This is a genomic window from Brevibacterium sp., from assembly GCF_022712115.1.
Taxonomy (GTDB): Bacteria; Actinomycetota; Actinomycetes; order Actinomycetales; family Brevibacteriaceae; genus Brevibacterium; species Brevibacterium salitolerans.
This window is the reverse complement of record NZ_JALAHB010000022.1, coordinates 23,752-42,251: the sequence shown is the minus strand read 5'-3', so window position 1 is coordinate 42,251 and position 18,500 is coordinate 23,752. Positions and strand designations below refer to the sequence as shown.

At 72.9% G+C, this 18,500-nt stretch carries 16 protein-coding genes; 10 read left to right on the top strand and 6 right to left on the bottom strand.

Annotation, left to right across the window (positions count from 1 at the left end):
* Positions 1 to 17 precede the first annotated feature (17 nt).
* Together Q0A33_RS00985 and otsB are read left to right on the top strand one after the other, a co-directional pair.
* A complete protein-coding gene (locus tag Q0A33_RS00985; RefSeq protein ID WP_291791817.1) occupies positions 18 to 785 on the top strand; it encodes a hypothetical protein in 768 nt (255 codons plus the stop codon).
* A complete protein-coding gene (gene otsB / locus Q0A33_RS00980) occupies positions 782 to 3,574 on the top strand; it encodes a trehalose-phosphatase (protein ID WP_291791815.1) in 2,793 nt (930 codons plus the stop codon). Before Q0A33_RS00985 ends, otsB begins: the two co-directional genes overlap by 4 nt.
* A 16-nt stretch (positions 3,575 to 3,590) precedes the next feature.
* Here the strand turns inward: otsB and Q0A33_RS00975 are convergent, their stop codons facing one another.
* The 3 genes from Q0A33_RS00975 to Q0A33_RS00965 form a co-directional block, all read right to left on the bottom strand.
* Entirely contained in the window at positions 3,591 to 4,850 is a 1,260-nt protein-coding gene (locus tag Q0A33_RS00975) for a HAMP domain-containing sensor histidine kinase (protein WP_291791812.1), read from the bottom strand.
* A 21-nt stretch (positions 4,851 to 4,871) separates the two neighbouring features.
* Positions 4,872 to 5,861 carry a response regulator transcription factor gene (locus Q0A33_RS00970; RefSeq protein WP_291791810.1) on the bottom strand — a complete coding sequence of 330 codons (990 nt, stop codon included), beginning with the start codon at positions 5,859 to 5,861 and terminating at the stop codon, positions 4,872 to 4,874.
* A 107-nt stretch (positions 5,862 to 5,968) separates the two neighbouring features.
* Positions 5,969 to 6,562, bottom strand: coding sequence for a hypothetical protein (locus Q0A33_RS00965; protein ID WP_291791807.1), 594 nt, complete (start codon positions 6,560 to 6,562; stop codon positions 5,969 to 5,971).
* 81 nt (positions 6,563 to 6,643) lie between these two features.
* Here Q0A33_RS00965 and Q0A33_RS00960 point away from each other — a divergent pair, with 81 nt between their 5' ends.
* The gene (locus tag Q0A33_RS00960) at positions 6,644 to 6,955 is read left to right on the top strand and encodes a hypothetical protein (protein WP_291791805.1); all 312 of its coding nucleotides are present in this window, start codon (positions 6,644 to 6,646) and stop codon (positions 6,953 to 6,955) included.
* A 221-nt stretch (positions 6,956 to 7,176) separates the two neighbouring features.
* Here the strand turns inward: Q0A33_RS00960 and Q0A33_RS00955 are convergent, their stop codons facing one another.
* The gene (locus tag Q0A33_RS00955) at positions 7,177 to 7,389 is read right to left on the bottom strand and encodes a heavy-metal-associated domain-containing protein (protein WP_291791802.1); all 213 of its coding nucleotides are present in this window, start codon (positions 7,387 to 7,389) and stop codon (positions 7,177 to 7,179) included.
* A gap of 191 nt (positions 7,390 to 7,580) precedes the next feature.
* Here Q0A33_RS00955 and Q0A33_RS00950 point away from each other — a divergent pair, with 191 nt between their 5' ends.
* Positions 7,581 to 8,495 carry a siderophore-interacting protein gene (locus Q0A33_RS00950; protein ID WP_291791799.1) on the top strand — a complete coding sequence of 305 codons (915 nt, stop codon included), beginning with the start codon at positions 7,581 to 7,583 and terminating at the stop codon, positions 8,493 to 8,495.
* A 145-nt stretch (positions 8,496 to 8,640) separates the two neighbouring features.
* Here the strand turns inward: Q0A33_RS00950 and Q0A33_RS00945 are convergent, their stop codons facing one another.
* Entirely contained in the window at positions 8,641 to 9,228 is a 588-nt protein-coding gene (locus Q0A33_RS00945; RefSeq protein WP_291791795.1) for a TetR/AcrR family transcriptional regulator, read from the bottom strand.
* 152 nt (positions 9,229 to 9,380) lie between these two features.
* Between Q0A33_RS00945 and Q0A33_RS00940 the strand changes: the two genes are divergently transcribed.
* From Q0A33_RS00940 to Q0A33_RS00930, 3 genes are read left to right on the top strand one after another with little or no spacing between them, the layout of a single operon-like run.
* A complete protein-coding gene (locus Q0A33_RS00940; RefSeq protein ID WP_291791792.1) occupies positions 9,381 to 10,418 on the top strand; it encodes an ABC transporter permease in 1,038 nt (345 codons plus the stop codon).
* A 51-nt stretch (positions 10,419 to 10,469) separates the two neighbouring features.
* Positions 10,470 to 12,524 (top strand): ATP-binding protein, encoded by a 2,055-nt coding sequence (locus Q0A33_RS00935; RefSeq protein ID WP_291791789.1) that lies wholly within the window; start codon positions 10,470 to 10,472, stop codon positions 12,522 to 12,524.
* 46 nt (positions 12,525 to 12,570) lie between these two features.
* On the top strand, positions 12,571 to 13,311 hold the full coding sequence (locus Q0A33_RS00930) for a response regulator (RefSeq protein WP_291791785.1): 741 nt from the start codon (positions 12,571 to 12,573) through the stop codon (positions 13,309 to 13,311).
* 299 nt (positions 13,312 to 13,610) lie between these two features.
* Here the strand turns inward: Q0A33_RS00930 and purB are convergent, their stop codons facing one another.
* A complete protein-coding gene (gene purB / locus Q0A33_RS00925) occupies positions 13,611 to 15,038 on the bottom strand; it encodes an adenylosuccinate lyase (protein ID WP_291791783.1) in 1,428 nt (475 codons plus the stop codon).
* Between the two features lie 242 nt (positions 15,039 to 15,280).
* Between purB and Q0A33_RS00920 the strand changes: the two genes are divergently transcribed.
* From Q0A33_RS00920 to Q0A33_RS00910, 3 genes are all read left to right on the top strand, one after another.
* Entirely contained in the window at positions 15,281 to 15,664 is a 384-nt protein-coding gene (locus Q0A33_RS00920; protein WP_291791780.1) for a hypothetical protein, read from the top strand.
* A 100-nt stretch (positions 15,665 to 15,764) separates the two neighbouring features.
* A complete protein-coding gene (locus Q0A33_RS00915; RefSeq protein ID WP_291791778.1) occupies positions 15,765 to 16,679 on the top strand; it encodes a hypothetical protein in 915 nt (304 codons plus the stop codon).
* Positions 16,676 to 18,310 carry a hypothetical protein gene (locus Q0A33_RS00910; RefSeq protein WP_291791775.1) on the top strand — a complete coding sequence of 545 codons (1,635 nt, stop codon included), beginning with the start codon at positions 16,676 to 16,678 and terminating at the stop codon, positions 18,308 to 18,310. The genes Q0A33_RS00915 and Q0A33_RS00910 overlap by 4 nt, the downstream gene beginning before the upstream one ends.
* The last annotated feature ends 190 nt before the right edge of the window (positions 18,311 to 18,500 follow it).

Genomic DNA, 18,500 nt, shown 5'->3' with positions numbered 1-18,500 from the left:
TCGCTAGACTGCTCCCGATGAGCACTGGCACCGCAGAACCGCACGACTCCGCCGCAGGCACCGACCACGCTGGCGCCGAGTCCGTTCCCACGACCCCCACCTCTCCCTCCTCGCAGCCCGCGGCCGCCGCCCCGGCGGGAGCCCCCGCGGCAGGAGGCGCCTCGGATCATCCGGCTCGCCCTGCGGAGGGGCAGCCGGCTCCCGGCCTCGGCGACCTGCGCACCCTGGGCGCGTGGATGAGCATCCGCGGCCTGCTGGGTGTGGTCTTCGGGCTCGCGATGGTCTTCTGGCCGCGTGAGCAGCTGGGGTCTCCCGCGAACCTGGGCATCCCCGTCGCCACCGTGGACAACCTGCTCATCGCCTATCTGGCGGCCGCGGGTGTCCTCGTCCTCGTCCACGGCCTGCGCACGCACACGGACCTGCGCACCCCGCTCCTGGGCGAGGCCGTGGTGGTCGTCCCGGCGCTGGCCTTCCTGTTCCTCGCGGAGAGCTCGGCCCAGCTCCGCGCCGCGGTGGCGGTGTGGGCGGTCCTCCACGGGCTCCTCGAGCTCTGGATCTGGCGTCAGCAGCGCGGCATGCGCATGCGCTCCGACTTCGCCATCTCCGGCGCCGTCCACCTGGCGCTGGGCGTGATCGTGCTCGCCGCCTCCTCGATGGGGGCGCTGTCCGTGTTCGGCTTCACCGGCGCCGCCGCGCTCATCGTGGGGGTGTTCTTCCTGGTGGGCGGCTATTCACGCAGATCACTCGCCCGGCAGCGGGCGGCAGAGGAGGAGGCCTCGGTATGAGCGCACGCACGCATGCTGCCGGCACCGCCCCCGGAAGCCTCGCGCCCGTGCACACCATGCCCGGAGGTCCTGGCCCCGCGGCGGCCGCCGTCCACAGGGCTCCGAGCGGCGGCGTGGGCCGCCCGGGCCTCGGCGGCGGTCTGCTCGTCGATCTCGCGGAGGCCTCGCGCCGGCTGGGGGATGCGCTCTTCGGCAGGCTCGTCGAACTCGTCCGCACGGACTCCCTGCTCATCGCCACGGATTACGACGGCACCATCGCCCCGCTCGTCGACAGGCCCACGCGCGCCTACCCGCTCGAACTCAACGTCGAGACGATGCGCGCGCTCGCGGGCCTGCCGGCCACCCACTCCGCCGTCATCTCCGGCCGGTCCCTGCGAGACCTCGCCGCGATGTCCCGCCTCCCGCGCGAGGTCCACCTGGTGGGCTCCCACGGCGGGGAGTTCGGCATCGACGACTTCGACGACATCGGGGAGACGGAGGAGCTGCGGCTCACGGATCTGCGGGAGGCCCTCCTGGAGCTCCGTCGCCGCCTGCCGTCCGTCTTCATCGAGCTCAAGCCGCTCGGAGCGGCCGTCCACCTGCGCGGCCGCACCGAGGACGAGCGCGCGCAGATCACCGCATGGGTCCACGCGACCGCGGACCGCCTGGGCATCGAGCCAGTGGCCGGTCGCGACGTCTTCGACCTCACCGTCATCCCCGGCTCCAAGGCCGATGCGCTCGTGGCGCTGCGGAAGCGGCTGGGGGCCGGCGCGGTCCTCTACATCGGTGACGACGTGTCCGACGAGGCCGCGCTCGCCTCTCTGCGCACGGGCGCGGAGTCGCGTGAGACCGGCGACCGGGACCTCGGCCTGCGTGTGTGCGCGGAGCCCGGTGCGGAGTCCGCCGCGAGCTTCCTCGTCCCGGACCCCGAGGCCGTGGGGCTGGTGCTCGCCACGGTGTTCGAGCTGCGCCGGTCCTGGATGTACGGACGCACCTCCGAGCGGATCGAGCGGCACAGCATGCTGGGCAACGGCCACTCCACCGCGCTCGTGGACCCGGCCGGCCGGATCTGCTGGATGCCGCACCCCCTGCCCCACTCCGCGAGTGTGTTCTCGGAGATCCTGGGTTCCCCGGCTGCGGGCTACTTCGCCGTGGCGCCGGAGGGTCCGGGCGCCCGCGGCACCGGATCCGGCACCGGTCCCGCCCCGCGTCCCCTCGACCAGCGGTACCGCGGCGACACCATGACGGTCGTCACCCGCTGGGCCGGCCTGGAGGCCGCGGACTACCTGGCTCCGGTCCCGGAGGACTCCCAGGAGACCGTCCTCATGCGCGTCCTCACCGGCGACGCGCCTGCACGGATCCGCTTCGCGCCGCGCCTGGACTACGGGGCGGTGCCCACCGCGCTCGAGGTGGACGGCGCCTCCGTGCGTGTGCTCGGCACCAGCGAGCCCATGACCCTCTATGCGCCCGGGGTCCGGTTCGCCCTCGAGGAGGAGGACGGCTCGCACACCGCCGTCGCCACCGTCGTGCCGCGCGATCTGCCCGGCGGCAAGGCGGTGCTGGTGTTCGCCTGCGGCTCCGATCCGGAGGCGGCCTCGGCCGCGGTGCTGGGGGAGGAGACGCAGATCCGCGCCCTTGCCGAGGGCTTCTGGGAGAACTGGGTGCACTCGCTGCACCTGCCCGCGCACGTGCGCGACGGCGTGGTGCGCTCCGCGCTCACCCTCCGCGCGCTGTGCCACGCCCCCACGGGCGGAGTGCTCGCCGCGCCCACCACCTCCCTGCCCGAGGGCGTGGGCGGCGTCCGCAACTGGGACTACCGCTACTGCTGGCTGCGGGACGGCTCCATGACGGTGCGCGCCCTGCTGGAGCTGGGCTCCACCGGCGAGGCCGAGGGGTTCGTGCAGTGGCTGCGCGGAATCCTCGCCGAGGCCCCCGGCCCGGAGTTCCTCCACCCCCTCTACGCCGTGGACGGCTCCGCGCTCACCAGCGAGGCCGTCCTGGAGCACCTTCCCGGCTACGCGGGCTCCCGCCCCGTGCGGGTGGGCAACGCCGCGGAGCACCAGGTGCAGCTGGACGTGTTCGGTCCGGTGGCGGAGCTCCTCCACGACACGGCGGCCGCGCGCGGTGCCCTCGCCGAGGACGAGTGGGAGCTGCTCGTGGCGATGGCCGACGCGGTCTCCGCCCGCTGGGACGAACCGGACCACGGGATCTGGGAGGCCCGCCGCGCGCCCAAGCACAACGTCTACACGAAGGTGATGTGCTGGGTGACCCTGGACCGTGCGCTGGCAGTGGCGGAGCGGTTCGACCGCACGCCCACCGGGCCCTGGCGGAGCCTGCGCGAGGAGATCGCGGAGCAGGTGCTGTCCCGTGGCTGGAGCGACACGGCCGGCTCCTTCACGGTGGCCTACGGCGACGACGACCTGGACGCCGCCTGCCTCTTCGTGGGGCTGTCGGGACTGCTCGCCCCCGACGACCCGCGGTTCCTCGCGACGGTGGACGCCGTCGAGCGCGAGCTGCGCGAGGGGCCCACGGTCTTCCGCTACCGCTACGACGACGGGCTCCCGGGCCTCGAGGGCGGCTTCCACATCTGCACCACCTGGCTCATCGAGGCGTTCCTGCTCACCGGGCGGGCGGAGGAGGCGCGTGCGCTCTTCCGGCAGCTGGACTCCCTGCGCGGTCCCACCGGCCTGCTGTCCGAGGAGTACGACCCGCACGCGGAGCAGCATCTGGGCAACCACCCGCAGGCGTACTCGCACCTGGGCTACCTCCGCGTCGCGGTGCTCGCGGAGCAGCTGGACGTGAAGCTGTAGCCCGGCGGGTGCCGCCTCATTCCTCCTCGGCCCGCTCCCGCTCCTCCTGGGGGAAGCGGATGGTGGTCCGCGCTCCGCCGTCCTCGCCGTTGGCGAACTCGATGACCATGCCCAGCAGCCGGGCCTGCCCCTGCGCGATCACGAGCCCCAGGCCCATGCCGCCGCCCCCGGCGGAGACGAACCGGGTGGGGCCGGTCGCGACGATGTCCGGCGGATAGCCGGGGCCGGAGTCGGAGACGACCACGGCCTCGGGCGTGGAGTGCAGCCGGATGGGCGGCCCGCCGTGCTTGACCGCGTTGACCAGGAGGTTCGTGATGATCCGTTCGAACCTGCGCTGGTCCGTCACCACGCGCGCGTCTCCGGCCTGCAGGTCCAGCTCCACGGTGTGGCCGGACAGCGCCCCCGAGGCGTCCAGGGTGGTGAGCAGCGAACGCAGCGAGGCGTCGACGGGCATGGGGGAGAGCTGGGGCTGCGCGCGACCCGCGTCCAGCCGGGAGACTTCGAGCAGATCCTCCACCAGCACCTGCAGGCGCGCCACGCGCTCCTTCACCAGTTCGGCGGGCCGGGAGTCCTCCTCGAGGAGGTTGGCGGCGTTGACGAGGCCGGTGAGCGGCGTGCGCATCTCATGGGCGAGGTCCGCCGTGAAGCGCTGCTCGGAGTCGATGCGCTCCGTGAGACGGGCCACGGCGGAGTCCACGGCCCGGGCGAAGTCCGCCACCTCGTCCTCGCCGTAGTCGATCACCTCGGACACCCGCACGCTCGTGTCCCCGTCCGCGATCCTCCGCGCGGACTGCGCCCCCAGTGTGAGGCGGCGGGAGATCTGCCCCGCGGCCACGGTGCCGATCCCGCCGACCACCAGCGCGGAACCCAGCATGCCCAGCAGCACGGCCCGGTCGATGCCGGCCAGCAGCTCCTCGGACTCCCGGGTGGACTGTCGCACGGAGATGACGGCGGAGTGCGTGCCCACCTCGATGGGGGCCGCTGCCCACAGGAAGTCCTCGTCGCCGATCGTGCTCATCGTCGTGACGGACTGCCCGTCGAGCGCCGCGCTGTGCGCGTCCTCCGGAAGCTCCTCGTCGTCGATGTTCGTGTTGAGCGTCAGCACCCCCGTGTCCGCGTAGATCGCTATCGCGTCGCGCAGCTGCGCGGTGACGTTCTCACGCTGGCGGTTCGTCTCCATGACGGCGGCGGACTGCCGCACGACCACTCCGCAGGACAGCGCCGCGATCACCACCGAGGTGATGATGAGCAGGACGATCTTCCATCTGAGAGACATGTGCTCCTCGTCGCCGCGGGCTCAGCCCGCGAACCGGTAGCCGAATCCGCGCACTGTCTCGATCATGTGCGCGCCGATCTTCTTCCGCAGCCGCTGGATGTGCACGTCCACCACGCGGGAGTCGCCGGCCCATTCGTAGCCCCAGACGGTGTAGGCCATCTTCTCCCGCGAGTACACGTGGCCGGGCTCCTCCGTGAGGAGCATGAGGATGCGCAGCTCCGTGGGGGTGAGGTGGACCTCCGTGCCGTCGATCTCCACGGTGAGCCGGCCGGTGTCGATGACGAGGCTGCCCAGCTGCATGCGGCGGCCCGCCGGCTCGTCCGGTCCGGCGGCGTCGGTGTGTCCGCGTGTGCCCCCGGAGGGGGCGTGCCCGTCCGTGCCGTGCCCGCCGGCCACCGTGCCCGCGGGGCTGCCCGAGGCCCCGTGCGGCTCCCCGGCGCCGTGCGCGGCTGCCGCGTCTCCTCCCGCTCCGGCCGCGGCGGGTGCCTCCGCCCCCGTTCCCGCTCCGGAGAAGCCGGGGGTGGGGCCCAGCACCTCGGGGATCCCGGCGGCGGAGGTGATCCGGCCGCCGGGACCGATCAGCGTCTCCGAGGGGTCCTCCCGGCGGACGTCGAGCGCGGACGGCGAGAACCCGAGCCTGCCGGTGCCGGCGGTGATGAAGCGGCGGACCACTGCGCGGATGCGCGCATTGAGCACCTGCATGTCGAAGGGCTTGGTGAGGTAGTCGTCCGCACCGGCCTCCAGGGCCTGGACGATGTCGATGGGCTCCGAGCGCGCGGAGACGATGATGATGGGAACCGTCGAGCGCTCCCGGATGGCGCGCGTGATGGAGGCGCCGTTCATGGTGGGCAGCATGAGGTCCAGCAGGACGGCGTCCGCGCCGTGGAGGGCGACGAACTCGTAGCCCTCCCGTCCGTCCTCGAACGCGGTCACCGTGTATCCGAACCGCTCCAGGCTCAGCTGGGTGGTCTCGCGGATGACCTCGTCGTCCTCGACCAGGACGATGTGCATGTCCGTTCCTCTCTGCCGCCCTGTCCCAGGGCCTGCGCCCTGCGTTCGGGATCCTGCCGTGCGGGAAGCCCTGTGCCGTCCCCGTCCTGCCGCTCAGCTCCTGCCGTTCAGCCCGTCCCTGCCTGCGAGATCTGCTGACCGGCCTCGAAGCGGCCGTTGCGGTAGCGGTAGACCTGAACGGACCATCCGGACGGGCAGCAGGCCTGGTCCGCGGGACCGTACTGGGACTCCTGTGCGACGAGGGTGCCGCCGCGCCCGGGGGTCAGCGAGAGCTCATGACCAGAAACTATCAGCCTCAGCACCGGTTCTCCGGACCTCCGGCCCACGACGGCGGCGGAGATGACGGAATCGGAGCCCGGTTCGGAGATGAGAGCGATCTGGAAGGGCTCCCCGGAGATCTCGAGCGAGGTGGACAGGCGGATGCATTCGCTGCAGTAGAGGAGGACCTCCGAGGTGCGCGCGTCCACGCGCACCTCCTCACCCGGGGGCTGGTCGAGGAGGTGCTCCCGGATCCGGTTGAGCGTGAAGAGGCCCGCCTGCGGCTGCGACGAGGCCTCCGGGCTCGTGACAGGCGAGGACGGGGTCACCGCGGCCTCGATGCGTCGGCCGCGGTCCGGTCCGGGGAGCGGCACGAGTGCGAGGAGCAGCGCGACGGCCGCGAGGCCGGCCAGGGCCACCCACGCCGCGAAAGGCACCCTCATCGTCCTCATGCTCCCAGTGTGCCACGGGGACGGACGCGGGAGGGTGCTGCGACCGGCGGCAGCGCGTAGACTGGGGCCACCATGGTTTCGCAGCATTCTTCGGCGCAGCAGGCGCCCTCGCAGGACCCTCACGCCGGCAGGAAGAGCGTGCCGTACACGGACGCGCTGAAGATCGGCGGCTGGGTCGCGCTCATCGTCTTCGTGGTCAGCACGATCATGACGGCGGGCCGCCGCTTCGCGGAGGAGGGCCTGGCCGCCGTCATGAGCCTGGGGTTCCCGCTGCTGTACGCCGTGATCGCGTTCGTGGCGTTCTCCGGCGTCGCGATGCTCATGAACTGGGTGGTCTCCCGCAAGGAGAGCGCCGAGAGCATCGACGGCCCCGTCCTCCGGTGAGAACGCGCGCCAGCCGGGCCCGGTCCCGCGAGTGCGGCGCGTCCTCCGGGGCCGGTCCTCTGCGGCTGCTGAGCCCGGTCCCCTGCAGGGGACCGGGCTCATGCCGTGCAGGGCCCGGCGCGTCCTCCGGGGCCGGGCCCGGTGCGCTCCCTGGGCCGGTGCCCGGTGCGCTCCTCTGGGTCAGTGCCCGGTGCGGTCCCCGCGGCCAGTGCCCGGTGCGGTCAGGCGAGGGAGTAGCCGGCCTCGGCGACGGCCTCCCTGAGCGCGTCGTCGGAGAGCGGGCCCTCCGAGGTCACCGTGACGGGGGAGTCCCCTCCCGCCACCAGCTCCACCTCGACGTCCGTGACGCCGGGAACCTCGCCGATCTCCTCCTTCACGGAGCTCACGCAGTGGCCGCAGGTCATCCCGTGCACCGTCAGCTGAGTGGTCGTCATCGCGTTCTCCTTCTGTTCGGGGCCGTGCTCTGTTCGGGCCGTGCGGGTGGAGTGCCCGTACGGAGAGCATATACCCCACGGGGGTATATATCCACTCTCCGCGGGAGGGGAGTTCCCGCCTCCGGGCTCGGGAGGTAAGGTTAGGCTCTACTGAGCATTTGGCGGCGATGTGTCGGGTCCGAAGGGGAGCGATGTCCACGAAGTACGCAGGTCTGCCCGCAGGCTACGTTCCGCGCATCCATCGTGCCGAGGTGCTCGGCGCGCGGCGCCTGGGCCCCGGCATGATCCGGGTGCGCTTCGGGGGAGAGGATCTCGCCGACTACCCGACGACGGGGGTCGGGGACGAGTACGTCCGTGTGTTCTTCGCCGAGGGTTCGGAGGCGGAGCCGCGCATGCCCCGCATCGCGGAGCGCGGCTGGGACTTCCCCGAGGGGGTGGAGCCCGCCCCCATGCGCACCTACACCGTCCGCGCCCATCGGCCGGGCGAGATCGACATCGACTTCGTCGTCCACGCCGGCGGAGTCGCCGCCGCCTGGGCCCTGCAGGCGTCTCCCGGGCAGGTGGTGGCCGTGAATCCGCCCTGCCCCCTCTATGAGGCCCCGCCCGGGATCGCGAAGCAGATCCTCGCCGCGGACGAGCCGGGTCTCCCCGCCGCTCTGCGCATCGCGGAGCTCACGGCCGGCAGGATCGCCACCACCGTCGTCGCGGAGATCCGGGAGCCGGGCAACCGCCTCACGGCCGAGGTCCCGGCCGGGGTCCACATCGACTACGTGTGGGTCGAGGGCACCGGCAACGGGCGCACTCCCAGTCAGCTGCTCTCCGTGCTCCGGCGGCTCGCGCCCGGTGAGGACACCTATGTCTGGCTCGCCTCGGAGACGCGGGTCATCCGCGAGGTGCGCAAGCACCTGCGCCATGAGCGGAAGCTCCCGGGCGAGGCCTACAAGTGCGTGGGCTACTGGATCGAGCGGGCGGAGGAGTGGCGTGCGCGCTGGGAGGCCCTCGCTCCGGAGTTCCGCGCGCACATCGAGGAGCTCTACGAGAGCGACCGCCCGGTCGAGGACGTCATCGACGAGGTGAATGCGCTCTACGAGTCCGTCGGGCTCTGAGCTGCGGGTTCCTGCGGGCTCTGCAGGCACTGAGCTGCAGGGCCCCGTGGGGCGGAGGCGGCGCGAGCGGCCCGGTGGGGGCCGGTGAGCGATCCGGTGAGGGGCTGCGGCGGTGCGTGCATCCGCGTCGCCCCGGCGGGCGGCCTCAGCCCGTGCGGCGGAACAGCTCATCGACCCCGGCGATGTAGCGGTCGAGGTCGAACCCGGGCCGCAGGGTCAGCTGGAGGATGAGGCCCTGCAGGAGGGACAGCACCACGGGGAGCATGAGCCCCGACCATTCCCCGGCCGCGGCCTCGTCCATGCCCCGTGACTCGCGGGCCCAGCGGGAGAGGTGCCGCTCCAGCATCGTGCCGATCTCCTCGAAGGCGGCCGCGGCTATCTGCTCGAAGTCCGGGTTGCTCGCGGCCTCGCCCCACATCTGCACGATGAGGGCGGGCGCGGGGCGCCGCCGCAGGAACGCGGCGGAGATGGAGGCGATGATCTGGCCGGGGGAGAGCGCGTTCTCGCGGGCCTCGGCCTCGAGCTCCGCGGCCCGTCCGCCCGCCTCGCGGCGCATCACCGCCAGAGCGAGTGCCTGCTTGCCGGGGAAGTAGCCGTAGATCGCGCCGGCGGACAGCCCGGACTCCCGGATGATCTCCGCGACCGTCGTCGCCTGCACCCCGTTGCGCAGGAAGCAGGCCGCAGCGGCGTCGAGGATCTGGTCCCGACGGGACTCGCGGTGTGCATCGCTCACTTTCGGCATGGCCTCATTCTCCCCCCGGGGTGTGCGCGGGTGCATTCCGCGGCTACTATAAAGAACGAGGATTCGTTTTTCTTAGGCGGAGCGCGCGGACCGCGTGCCCCCGATGGATCCCGCTGCCTCAGACGTGAAGGAGAACGAGGGCCATGTCCGAAACCGCATCCGCCGCCGTGCCCGCGGCCCCTCCGCGCACGCACTGGGCTCGTGCCGGCCTGCTGGGAGTGCTGCTCGCCGCCGTCGTCTGTCTCGTGGCGCTCGCCTTCACCTGGCCCTCCTCCGTCGTGGAGCCCGAGGACGTGCCCGTCGCGATCACGGGTCCGGCGGAGGCGCTGGCACCGGTGGAGGCGGCCCTCGACGAGCAGGCGGACGGTGTGCTCGAGCTCATCGAGGTCCCCGACAGGAATGCGGCCGTGGAGGCGATCGAGTCCCGCGCGGCCTACGGCGGCATCGTCCTCGGTGAGGAGCCGGAGGTGCTCACGGCCTCGGCGGCCGGCGCGGCGACCTCGGGGATCATGGCGCAGCTCCACGGTCAGCTGCAGGGAATGGCGCAGCAGCAGGCGGCCGCGGCCGCGCAGGCCGCCGGGGCTCCGGAGGCGCCCGAGGTCACGGTCCCCCTCACGGACGTGGTGCCCCTCGTCAGCACCGATGAGCGCGGAGCAGGCCTCGCCTCCGCCGGGCTCCCGCTGGTGTTCGGCGGCATGATCGGCGGCGTGGGCATCGCCCTGGCGGTCACCGGCGCCTGGCGCCGGGTCCTCGCGCTGCTGGTGTACGCGGCGGCCGGCGGGGCGGCGCTCGCAGGGATCATGCAGGGCTGGCTGGGCTTCCTCGGCGGCGAGTACTGGGCGGTCGCCGGTGCGTTCGGACTCGCGCTCCTGGCCATGGGCGCCGCGATCGTGGGGTTCGCGGCGCTGCTGGGACGGCCCGGCTTCGCGGTCGGCCCGGTGCTCTTCATGCTCATCGGCAATCCGCTCGCCGGCACCCAGTTCCCGCCGGAGTTCCTGCCTGCACCCTGGGGTGCCCTCGGTCAGTGGCTTCCGCCGGGTGCGGGCAACAGCCTGCTCCGCGACGCCTCCTACTTCCCCGGGGCGGACGCCTCGTTCCCGCTCCTCGTGCTGAGCGGCTGGGCGGTCCTCGGGCTCCTGCTCCTGTGCCTCGGCCGCCTCCGGGGCCGGGCGCGGCACTGATCCGAGCGCTCGCGTCCTCGCGACGGCGCCGGTGGGGCACAATGAATCGCGATGAGTGCCACACCCACGCGCCGGCGGCGCGTTCCCGGAGCGCCGCCGCGGGCGCGTGAGACCACCGGTCTGCGGCGGCTGCTGCTGCGCTGGCCGTCCTCGAGCGCGGCCTCGCGCATCGTCGCCGCCAACTCGATCATGCTCGTGGGCATCGTCCTGCTGCTGTGCACGGCCCTCTACCTGGTGCTGAGCGGGATCAACGACAAGCACACGGAGGAGCGCCTCGCGGACTCCGCGCGGAGCGTGGCGAGCGGGCCCACCCTCGCCCGGTACGTCATCGCCCCGGCGCTCGCGGAGAGTGCCCATGCCGCGTCCGCCGCCGGGCCCGCGGAGCCGCTGCCCGCCTTCGTCCACGGCAGCAACGAGAACGCCGCCGTCGCCGAGCGCGTCGACTTCCAGCGGCAGGCCTACGGCTTCGACGCCGTCGCCGTGGTGCCGGCCTCCTATCTGGAACGCGGACGCGGCCTCGGCGGGACCTCGGGGCGACCCGCCGGCGCGGAGGAGACACCCGTGACCTCCGTCTCCTCCGAGGCGAGCGCCACCGCGCTCACCGCGGCGCTCGCCCGGCTCGGCCCGGAGCGGCTCTCCGGCACGGAGGCGGCGGTGCGCTTCCTCGACGAGCCGGTGGACCTGCTCGTCGCCACCGCGCCCATCACCTCGGAGGAGGGCGAGTTCCTGGGCACCGTGGCGGTCGGGATGTCGCCGGTGACGGTGCGGTCCGAGTTCGCGCCGCAGCTGGCGGCGATCGTGGGCTTCGGCGTGCTCACCATCGTCCTGGGTGTGCTGGCGAACTGGGTGACGTCCCGCGGACTGCGACGGGCCACCGGCGACTACGGCACCCAGGAGATCGGCTCGGTCCTGGAGTACTACTCCTCCGTCCTCCGCGCCGTCTCGGAGGGCCTCGTGCTCGTGGACCGGGGGCGCGGGATCGTGTTCCACAACCACGAGGCGGCGGAGCTGCTGGGCCTGCCGCCGCGCACCGGCGCGGAGGCGGTGGCACTCGAGGACCTCGACCTCGACGTCTCCCTGGAGCAGCTGCTCTCCGAGGGCCGCTACGCCCGTGACGAGATCCACTACACCACCCGGCGCGTGCTCGTCGTCAACCAGCAGCCCACCTCCGCGGACTCGGGGACCTGGGTGACCACGATGCGCGACCACACCGAGCTCCAGGGGCTGATCGGCGAGCTCGTCTCCGTGCGCTCGTTCTCCGATTCCCTGCGCGCGCAGACGCACGAGTACGCCAACCGCCTGCACATGATCGTCTCCCTCATGGAGACCGGGCAGTTCGAGGAGGCCGTCAGCTTCGCCACCCGGGAGGTCGCGCAGGCGGAGCGGCCAGCGGACAACCTGCTGGACGGCTTCGACCACCCCGTCCTGTCCGCGCTGCTGCTCACCAAGCTCGCGCAGGCCGGTGAGTCCGGGATCGAACTGGACCTGGACACGGACGATCTCACCGGCCCGATCACGGCCGACGACAGGGATCTCGTGACGGTGGTGGGCAACCTCGTCGACAACGCCTTCGACGCCGTGAGCGCCGACGCGGTGCCCGCGGAACGCAAGCGGGTGCGGGTGCGCTTCGCCGGCAGGGGCTCCTCCGGCCTCGTCATCGAGGTGAGCGACGACGGCCCGGGCATCGCCGAGGACGCGCTCGAGAGGGTGTTCGACCGCGGCTGGTCGACCAAGCACGACGGCGTCGCGGCGAGCACCGCGGAGGGCAGGGAGGTCTCCACCTCGCCCCGCGGGGTGGGCCTGTCCATCGTCGTGCAGGCCGTCCGCCGCATGCACGGGGCGATCGACGTGCAGGGCTCCGGGGAGGAGCTCATGGAGGACGCCGAGGCCGCGGACCTCCCGGCGCCGCTGCGGGGAGCGATGTTCACGGTGTGGGTTCCCGGAGCCTCGCCGCCGCAGGAGGCGGAGCCGGAGGCCGCGGAGGCCGAGGCCGCGGGACCGGCGGGTGCGGCGGAGGCCTCGGGGTCGGCCGGTGTGGGGTCTGAGGCTGCGGGGCCCGGCGGCCCGCGGGAGGCCGATCGTCCGGGTCCGGAACAGTCTTTCTGACCGGGAGGAATGGCGGAATCGGGCAAACGCGCATTACGGTGCGGGTATGGTCGCAGCCACACATGGAGGAACCGGGGACGCCGGGAGCTTCGGTGTGCTCGTCGTGGAGGACGAGACCATCGCAGCGCGAGCGCACGCCAACTACATCGAGCGGATGGACGGCTTCCGCCTCATCGGCTTCGCCAAGAACGCGCAGCACGCGCTCGCCGCGCTCACCGGCCGGATCGTGGGGGTGGACGCCAAGGAGATCGACCTGGTCCTCCTCGACATGAATCTCCCTGACGGCCACGGCATCCAGCTCCTGCGCACGCTGCGCGCCCACCAGATCGGTGTGGACGTCATCGCGGTGACCGCGGCGCGGGACATGCAGGTGGTGCAGGACGCGCTCTCCCTGGGCGTGGTGCACTACATCCTCAAGCCGTTCACCTTCCCGGTGTTCCGGTCCAAGCTGGAGGCGTTCGCCGCCTATCGGCGGCAGGTGGACGGACAGTGCGGCCCGGCGGCGGAGGCAGTCACCCAGTCGCAGATCGACGCCGCGGTGGCGGGGATGAGGGCCGGGTCCGGGCCGCAGCGGGCCAAGGGCGTGCCCGAGGTGGTCCAGGACCAGATCATCGCTCTCCTCACGGACACGGGGCTCTCCGCCGCGGAGGCCGCGGATCAGATAGGCGTTTCACGTGTGACGGCGCGGCGCTACCTCGAGGCGATGGCGGACGTGGGACTGCTGGACCGCCAGCCGCGCTACGGCAGTGCCGGCCGCCCTGTGCTCGAGTACATCGCCGTGAGCTGAGGCGCGGGCGCGCACGCACTCAGCAGTGAGGTGTGCTGGAGCACGCGCTCCGTGGTGAGGTGCGCTGAGGTCAGCGGGTCTCGCGTGGGCGGGGTTCCCGCGGCGGCCGCCGCCCGCTCGTGCTCTCCGCCGCCCACGTATGAGTGTGTGGCGGAGTGGGTTCGCGGTGTGTGGATTCCCATGGGATCGTTCATGCACGTGGCCGCCCACATATATGTGGGCGGCCACGTGCGTAAGCGGTGTCTTGCCAGGCGGTGTGGCGCAGTGAGGCGCGCGCTCCGTGGTGAGGCGCGCGGAGATCAGCGGGTCTCGCGCCAGGCCGCGACCTCGGCGAGGGTGATCTCCTCGGCCACGCCCGTGTACGCGGCGGGGGTGAGCTCTGCGAGGCGCTGTGCGTCCTCGTCCGGCAGGCCGAGGCCCGCGACGAACTCGCGCAGCGCGGGACCGTCCACCCGGTGACCGCGGGTGAGCTCCTTGAGCTTCTCGTAGGGGTTGTCCATGCCCTCGACACCGCGCAGGAAGGCCGCGCGCATGACGGACTGGATCGCTTCGGCCAGGACCTCCCAGTTGCGGTCGAGGTCCGCGGCGAGCTTCTCCTCGTTGCAGTTGAGGCGGGTGAGCCCCTTGACCAGGTTGTTCGTCGCCAGCAGGGAGTGCCCCAGTGCCACGCCGATGTTGCGCTGCGAGGTGGAGTCCGTGAGGTCGCGCTGCATGCGCGAGGTCACGAGCGTGGAGCCCAGCGAGTCGAGCAGCGCGCAGGAGAGCTCGAAGTTGGCCTCCGCGTTCTCGAACCGGATGGGGTTGACCTTGTGCGGCATGGTCGAGGAGCCGGTGGCGCCCTCCACGGGGATCTGGATGAAGTACTCCATGGAGATGTACGTCCAGAAGTCGGTGGCGACGTTGTGGCTGATGCGGTTGAACCGCGCCACGTCCGCGTAGAGCTCCGCCTGCCAGTCGTGCGATTCGATCTGCGTGGTCACCGGGTTGAAGGTCAGCCCCAGGCGCTCCACGAAGTCGCGGGCGATCTGCGGCCAGTCCACGCCGGGCGCGGCGACGGTGTGCGCGGCGTAGGTGCCGGTGGCGCCGTTGATCTTGCCCAGGTACTCGGTCGCCTCGATGCGGGCCAGCTGGCGGCGCAGCCGGTGCACGGACACCGCGATCTCCTTGCCCATGGTGGACGGCGTGGCCGGCTGGCCGTGCGTGTGGGAGAGCATGGGCACCTGCGCGAGGTCCTCGGCCATGTCCGCGAGGGTGTCGACGAGGGAGCGGGCCGCCGGCAGCCACACCTGCTCCACCGCACCCTTGATCCCGAGTGCGTACGAGAGGTTGTTGATGTCCTCGGACGTGCAGGCGAAGTGGACGAGCTCGGAGAGGTCTCCCGCGCCGATCTGCTCCAGCTGCTCCTTGATGGAGTACTCCACGGCCTTGACGTCGTGCACCGTGACGGCCTCGAACGCGGCGAGCTGGTCGATGGTCTCCGCGTCGAAGGACTCCGCCCACTCGCGCAGCTGCGTCTTCTCGTCCTCGAGGAGGTCGCGGGTGCCGCGGATGGCGCCGGTCTCCGCGAGGTGGATGAACCACTCGACCTCGACGTGGATGCGGTCGCGGTTGAGCGCGGCCTCGGAGAGGTGGTCGATGAGCGGTGAGGCGTCCGCCCGGTAGCGGCCGTCGAGCGGGCTGAGGGCGAGGGCGGGTTCCAGCTGGGCGAGGTGCACGCGGTTCGTCATGGTCCTGATTCTCTCATGTGAGGCGGCGGCGGGGCCGGGCGACGGCAAGGAGCGGGACGCCTTCGAGCGGGTGCGCACTCGAGGGCACAGAGGACCGCCGAGACCGGTCCGAGGTGCGTCCGCGCTTCTGGGGACGGCGACCTCTCCATCCACAGACTGCGCGGGGCCCTTGCGCGGCGGCGGCACGTCGGCAGGATCGGAAGGACCGAGTGCGAGGAACCGGGGAAGCGAGGTGAGTGCGCATGGCGATGGCGGGTCTGGCCCTGAGAGCGGCGGAGGGCGTGGACGCTCAGGCCGGAGCGTGGTCCGAGGGGCGTTCACGGCTGGAGCAGGTGGCGCGGCGGTGCGCACAGGCGGCCGCTCCCGAATGGTCGTCACGGGCGGGGGAGGCCTTCCGGGGCGCCTGTGACCGGAGGATCGGGGAGCTCACGGAGCTCATCGCCCTCGCGCAGGACGCGGAGGCGGCGCTCCGTGCTCATGCGGACGCCCTCCGGGACCTCGCCGCCTCCCTGCCCGAGCTTCCGGACCTGTCGTCCTTCCCGGACCTGCTCTCCGTGCCGGAACCTCCGGACCTGCCCGGCGTGCCGGGTCCGTCCCGACCGCCTGCGCCGCTGGACCTCTCATGACTGCTCGGGCAGCCGGGGGCTGCGGGGCGGCCAGACGCGTCCACCGGGCATGCCAGGGGGCGGCACGGAGGAGCGGGGAACGTACGAGGAGCGCGGCGCCGTGAGGGCGGACCTGCCGGACTCGTGGGTTCTCGTGCATGCCGCTGAGCTGCCGCCGGCGGAGCAGGCCGCGTGGCCGCAGATGCTCCTTCCCGCGGCGGGGGCCGGCCCGACTCCTGCGGCCTCACCTGCGGGCGGGGCTCCTGCACGGCGCGAACCTGAGCCGCACGAACACGGGCGGCGAGGCCCTGAGCTCTCGGAACCTGAGCTCTCGGAACCTGAGCTCTCGGAACCTGAGCGCCGGGGGCCTGCCGAGGAGCGGACGGCGCAGGCGGATCCCGCGCCGGGGGAGCGCCGTCATGTCCGGCTTCTCCTGGACGTCGCCGCGGAGGCGGGTGCCGGAGCGCTCGTGACCTCCGTCCACCTGCTCGAGGCGGGCGGTCCCGCCGCGGAGCGCACCGGTGTGGTCGTCGCGGAGACCGCGGTCGCGGCCGTACCCGGCCGGGTGCAGCCGCTGGGCGTCATCCTCGCGGGGTGGGCGCCGTACGGAGGGGACGCGGTGCGCAGCACGCTCCTCCTCCGATTCTGCGAGGCCTCGGAGCTCCCCCGGCTGCTGAGCGGGCTCCGCCCGCCTTCATGCGCGGCCTCCGTCCCGGACGCCGCCCCGGCTCCAGACGCGGATTCTGCCCCTGCCGTTCCCGTCTCACCCGATGCGCCCGCTCCCGCCGCAGCGGGGCTCCCCGCTGCGGGCGCATGTGCCGCCGGCACCTCGGCCGGAGGGCTGGCACAGGCCGTGCTCCTCCTCTCGGCCTGGGTGCTGCGGGGGCAGGAGGTGCCGCTCCTCCGGGTGAGCCGCAGCGAGGGCGGCCGCGAGCTCACACGGCGCCTGCGAGCCGAACTCGCAGAGGCCCTCGCGCTCGTCGCGGAGGAGAGCCCGCCTCCGGATCTTCTGCGCACCGCGGGAAGCACACCATGACCGCTCCCGTCCAGAGCACCTGGGTGACGGGCGGCGCCGGGGGCACGCGTGCGCAGCTCGAGTCGCTCCGCTCGGCTGCGGGCGAGATCGACGATGCCGCGGAACTGCTCGAATCGGTGCTCGGGGATCTCGTGCGGGCGGCGCTGGATCCCGCCGCGCTCGCCCTCGGACTCGCGCCGGTGACGGGCCTGCGCGCGGAGGCGGCCTGCGCCCGGTTCCACGTCTCGGCGGCGGGCGCGGACCTCGGCCTCCGCGCGCTCGCCGCCGGGGTGCGCACCAGCGCGGACGCCTACGAAGCCGCGGAGACCGTCGTCACCCGGACCTTCGAGATGGCGGTCGGAGCGGCCGCCACCGTCCTGGGCCAGGCGACTCGCGCCCTGCTCCTCAGCCCGGCGGGCGTCCTCCTCGTCGCCGGCACCGCGGGTGCGTTCGCCCTGGGCCGGGAGGCGGGGAGTGCGGCCTGGAGCGGAGCACGGGACGTGGGCCTCGTCGACGCGATCGACGCCGCCTTCGGCATCGACACCGAGGCGCTGGCGGAGCACGGCGTGGAGACGGTGACCGGCTGGGCGGCAGAGGCGGCGGACACGGCACAGACGCAGGCCGCGCGCTGGGCCGGTGACAATCCCGCAGCGGTGGAGGCGGCCGTCGAGCACGCGCTGCCCGGCTTCGTCGCGGGCCTGCTCGGGCATCCGCCGGGTGCCTCCCACCTGCCGGTGCACACGGAGCTCCTGCCGCAGGACTCGCAGACGCTCACCGGCCTGTTGCTCGTGGGGCTGAGCCGGTGGGGCCTCTTCGGCGACCAGCCTCTGCGGCCCTGGCACACACCGGCCCCCGTCGACGTCCGCGAGCTGGCCGAGGATGCGGCCGCGACCCCGCATCATGCCTCCGCACCCGCCGGCGTCGCAGCTCTGTGGCAGCGGCAGTGGGCGCGCTCCCGCGGCCTGGACAACGGGCAGGTGCGCGTGGAGCAGATCCGCGCCGGCGGCGGAGCCTCACGCTGGATCGTGTACGTGCCCGCCACGACCTCGGGGGCGCTGCGGCCCGGGCACGCGACCTCGGACATGACCTCCAATCTGGAGGCGGCCTCGGGCAGGCGGTCCTCCCAGCACACCACAGTGCGGGAGGCGATGCGCCGTGCGGGGGTGCCCCGGGGCGAGCAGGTGATGATGGTGGGCTATTCGCAGGGAGGGATCATCGCCGCGTCCCTGCTGGAGGACCAGGAGTTCCGTGAGGAGTACGACGTGAGCGCCCTGCTCACGGTGGGCTCACCGGTGGGCGACTTCGATCTGCCGGCGGAGGTGGACGCGCTCTCCGTGGAGCACCGGCAGGATCTCGTGCCCCTCCTCGACGGTGCCGCGAACCCGGACCGGGCGGAGTGGACGACGGTGAGAGTGGACCTCGACGAGACCATGCAGCGGGAGCGGATGGAGGAGGCCGGCCGGAGTCAGGCGGAGATCGACGCCCGGATGGCCGCACCTCTCCACGCCCACGGCGGGGAGCTCTATGCCGCCACGCTCGAGGACCTGGAGGCCGGCGGGGAGCCCGCGCTGCGCGGATGGCAGGAGCGCAATGCGGGGTTCTTCTCCGGTGAACTCGAGAGCACGCGCGACTTCGAGGGCCGGCGCCGGTGAGAGCCGGTCTGGGAGCGCCCGCAGCACGAGGCGGCCCGTGCGGCGCAGGAGGACCTGCGCCGGCGGTGCTCATCCTCTCCGCATGCATGCGCGCCCCCGGATACTTGACGGACGTTCGACAAACATGCGCGCCTCTCGGAATACTGGACGCGGCGGCGCGGCCGCCTCACACATCGACGTGCGAACCGGA